Source organism: Desulfobulbaceae bacterium, from assembly GCA_013792005.1.
GTDB lineage: Bacteria > Desulfobacterota > Desulfobulbia > Desulfobulbales > VMSU01 > VMSU01.
The window spans coordinates 1-4,393 of sequence record VMSU01000185.1; the positions used below are offsets into that span (position 1 = coordinate 1).

Sequence of the window (4,393 nt, forward strand, 5' to 3'; positions counted from 1 at the left end):
CAATGCATCAGTCAACGGATACCGAACCGATATTGACCTGACTAGAATCCTGACAAACGTATTCAAAGACAAAAAAACAATACGAGGTCAGCAATGACCAACTCAATCAAACCGTTCCATTCTGGAAGCCTGCTTATTGTCGGGAAAGTGTCGATTGTGGTCTTTTTCGGTGTGCTCATCGCCATAGCAGCCTTCACCAGCACCTGCTTAGCCGCAGATAATTATTTTCTCCTCAAGGAGGCTAATCTGGCACTTGACGAAGGAAAGCCTCTGGTAGCGGCAGAGCTCTTTGTAAAATACATTGATTCGCACCCTGCCACCAATGGGACCGAAACGCCCCTGTATCGTAAAAAAAGGCAATATTATATCAAGAATCTACTTACCGCTTATTCGAACCTTTTTGACATCTATCGTGATACCGGAAACAAAAATGAATTTCTCAGCCGACTCAACCGCCTGAAGGCCACATACAACAACGGCACGTTTAGCCCCAAAAATATCTATAACCTTGCGGAAATCTACCTTGATCACAGCCAAATTGATGCGGCAAAGCCCCTTCTCGAATTGATTATCAAGCAACATATAGCGAACCACTACCCGGATAACATCAAGGTTGCCCTGAGAGCTTCGTCCAAACTCATCCCAATCTATAGGTCAAAGGGTGAAAATGTCGCTATCGAAAGCCTGCTTGCCTCATTACATGAAAATTACCCAGATCCCAATTTTGACCTGAACGACAAATACAAACTGGCAACTCTCTACCTGGACAACGGTAAAGAGACGCAGGGTACGAGAATGCTTCAGGAAATTGCAGAGGAGGAACCATTTGACGCCAACACTCCCTTTACCTATACCCTCACCGGCACTTATACCAAGCTGCTGAATATTTTCCATCGAACCCACAATCATGCCGCAAAAGACAAACTCCTTGAGCAGCTCAAGAGTGTCAGCCTGGAAAAGCTGGCTCCCGGCAATGCCTATAAGTTGGCGGTCGCACTTCTTAATTCCGGGAAAAAAGAACAAGGACGGAAGATTTTTGATCTGCTAGCCAACAAACATCCGCAAACCGTCTGGGCCCGGAAAAGCCTTTTCCTGCGGGCTCAGGATGCCATGAGCGAAAAGGATTGGGACACGGCCATCAATAGATTCTCAACCTACATTGACAGATACCCAGAGCAGACCTTCTTCGCCGCCAAGGCATATTCTAATCTATTAGATGCGCACTGGTCACGGGACGGCAACCTGGAAGACCAGCAGATAAAAATCAACCAATTCGCAGACATCATCAACGGGATGGCAGACTACGAAACGCAATTGAACCTAGCAAGAGACCTGCACCGTAAAGGTTTTAACGAGCTGGCGACTGCCACCTTCACCCTTGGATATACAGCAGCCACAAAAATCATTGAAAAAAATCCCCAGTCCATTGACGCCATGCGCGCCAACTGGCTGATCACCAACTACGGTGTCGAACTGGGAAAACACGATATCGCCCGCAAAAACGGCGCTTCGGTGATCAACCAAAGCCAAGCCATCAAGGCATCAGCTCTGCACTCTCTTAAAACAAAGGAACGAGCAGACCATTTTCTTTCGCGGACATATCTCCGGCTGGCGGAGATGAATGAAACCAACGGCGAATATGCAAAAGCCGAGGCAATGCTCACTCTTTTCATCGAAGAGTTTCCTGGAGACATTGACACCGATTACGCCAGATTTACACTGGGGTGTTTATACGAAAAGGACAATAAACCTACCCAAGCGGTGGAGATGTTCAAAGGACTGACCGGCAGCAGATGGAAGGAGAAGGCACGTCAAACGCGTAACTGATAACGGAACCCTGTGAAAACCAGACACCTGCTCACCATTCTCCCAGCATTATTCATTCTCTTCCCTAGGATCGCGCTTGCATGGGAGTGTGAGGTAACACTGACCGCGCCCAAAACTATAAAAATAGGGCAGACCGTCATACTATCCGCCAGTGGCGCCCCAACGGGGGGAGCATACTCCTGGTCAAGAAATGCACACCTTGCCCCTTTTGGTTCCACAGCAAGACTAACAGGTTACAAACCAACGTCCTCCGAGTACATTGGCGTCACCTCCACCTACAGATCACCAAAAGGCAAAAGCTGTGCTGATACACAATGGATATGGGTCTGCCTGTGTACTGTAGGGATCAGTGGGCCAAATCAGGCGAAGCTGAGTGACCCCATTACCCTGACGGCCAATGGTGTCCCAGCAAATGGCACGTATGCGTGGACTGTGAATGTCGGAAGCGGCTCGATTTCCGGAACTGGTGAAACCGTTACCTTCACCGGCGATCAACCAGGAGAGGTTGAGATCAAGGTTGCCTATACCCCTCCAGAAGGCGGAGAGCCATGCACTTACTATCACAGCATCCTGGTTAAGGAAGAATGCTCAGTCGCCATTGCCGGAATCTTCAACAGACCTGTTTGCCGAGCAGAATCTTATTCCGCCAACGCCCTTCCGGATCAAGGCACCTGTGACTGGGGCGGCAACGGAATCACCTCGTCCAATGGCTGTGCAGTCACTTACGGCTCAAACACTCCTGGCCTCCACGACCTGACTGTCAGGTACTCTACACCTGGCGGGGGCACATGCGTGGACACCAAATCGGTGTTATCCTACCGCCTTGACGCCATGACTCCCAAAGCAATGTGCTACGACACAGGATCCAATTTAACCCTGAGTGACTTCAATATCTTCACCACACCTGCCGCCGGTTCATTCAGGGATAGCATCACCCTCAAACCCACCACCGTTAGCACCTGGCAGCAGGAAGCAACCGTGCTGGTGACTGGTTCATTTTTTTGCCCGGACCAAGATGCTGGGGTGAATATTCCCATAACGGTGATCAACAAAGAGATTAAGAAAAAGGCTGGCATCAACCTAGAGATACCTAATCTACTCAAGACACCGCTCCAAGCCCTTGGCCTAGCAGACAGGTTGAACTTCGAATTGACCAACACCTATGGATACTACAAAGAGTGCTGCCAGAACGGCCCCGCCGACTCTCTGAGTGGGGAAACATCGGTTAACGCCGACATTGATGTCAAGGATTTCACCTTAGTCGGCATACCGTTGCCGAAATTTTTAAAACAATACGTTACCCTCGATGCTATCAATATCGGTGCCTCCGGAGGTGGGAGTATTTCCATTACAGGAGAAAAGAAGGGGTGCAGTACAACCGGGACTGAGTGGAGTGGCAGCGGTGAAATCTCTATCAGTGCCAATGCCGGCGGTAAAGTTAAGGCGATTGCACCCAAAGATATTTTCGTTATGAAAGGCGTATTAGAAGGTAAAACTAGTTTGAAGGAAGCAATAACTGCACAGGCAACCGACGCAGCGGCAACCGGTGTGTGGAAAGGACTTTATTTGGAAGGTAAAGTTGTCCTGAAAACGAGATTTGTCAAAGGAAACCTCAAATCCTATCAACTCAAAATACCGCTTATCGACGAACGCGCCCTCCCTATTGTTAAAATTCCTTTCCCCCAGCTATAAACACGAGGTTCATACTGTGCAAAAAATTAAATTTTCTTTATCCTCTCCTTTTTCAAATTTCCCTTTATTTTTGGGCACCACACTAATTTTTATTCTTTTAATTCAAGTGCCACCCATAAATGCCTTTGACTATCCCTACAAACTTATCATTGTCGACCAATCAAAAGCAAGCTATGCAACCCCAGAAGAAACTCTCTCCTCAAATTTTTCAGCGCTTCTCCATCAAGATCTTGATTGGTATTACAACACAATGACTCAAGCGACTGCAGAAGAAGATAAGCAGCTTTTTCAGGAGGCGGGGATAGACCTTAAAAGTAATTTTGATCTTGTGGATAAAAATGACGAAACATTTATTTTAGAAAATCGCCCATACAAAACCGGAATCCTTTTGATAGCTGTATCTCGCCGACCAGACGGATTTGTTATGCGCAGCTCAGTACCGTTTGTCCAAGTCAACGGCCAATGGAAGATAACCAGCGAGTTCGGATATGATCCGGATCTTGATCAGTATGATTCCCTAGTCTTACCTTCACAAATTGTCACTCCTTTTTCTGTTCGCTTCCACCCTGAAGAACTTGACCTTAACTGGTACCACAAAATTAAAGGGCAGCAGGTCGAACATGCCGAGGTCGTGTGTGTATTGCAAGGGATCAAAGACGGAGACGGAGACGGAAAGGTGTTACCCGTTAGTGAAATTACCCCCACATCCCTCTACCTCAACGACATAGTGCCCCATAGCCCCTGGTCTTCGTCAAAAAACAAACCCATAGACATCTTAATCATTGCGGCACCGAATGATTATGTGCCCGGCGAGTTCAAGTCCTTCAATTCCTGGTGGAAAAAAGCCAATATTCCTTACAGCACCGAAAACCCG

The 4,393-nt window shown here is 47.6% G+C and carries 3 protein-coding genes; all 3 read left to right on the forward strand.

The window, feature by feature from the left end:
• Window positions 1-93 precede the first annotated feature (93 nt).
• Window positions 94-1,827, forward strand: a complete 1,734-nt coding sequence (locus FP815_11875) for a hypothetical protein (protein ID MBA3015629.1) — start codon at window positions 94-96, stop codon at window positions 1,825-1,827.
• Between the two features lie 432 nt (window positions 1,828-2,259).
• Window positions 2,260-3,519: a hypothetical protein gene (locus tag FP815_11880; GenBank protein ID MBA3015630.1), complete on the forward strand. Its 1,260-nt coding sequence runs from the start codon at window positions 2,260-2,262 to the stop codon at window positions 3,517-3,519.
• 16 nt (window positions 3,520-3,535) lie between these two features.
• Window positions 3,536-4,393 (forward strand): hypothetical protein (locus FP815_11885; GenBank protein MBA3015631.1); only part of this gene is annotated, 858 nt, incomplete at its 3' end.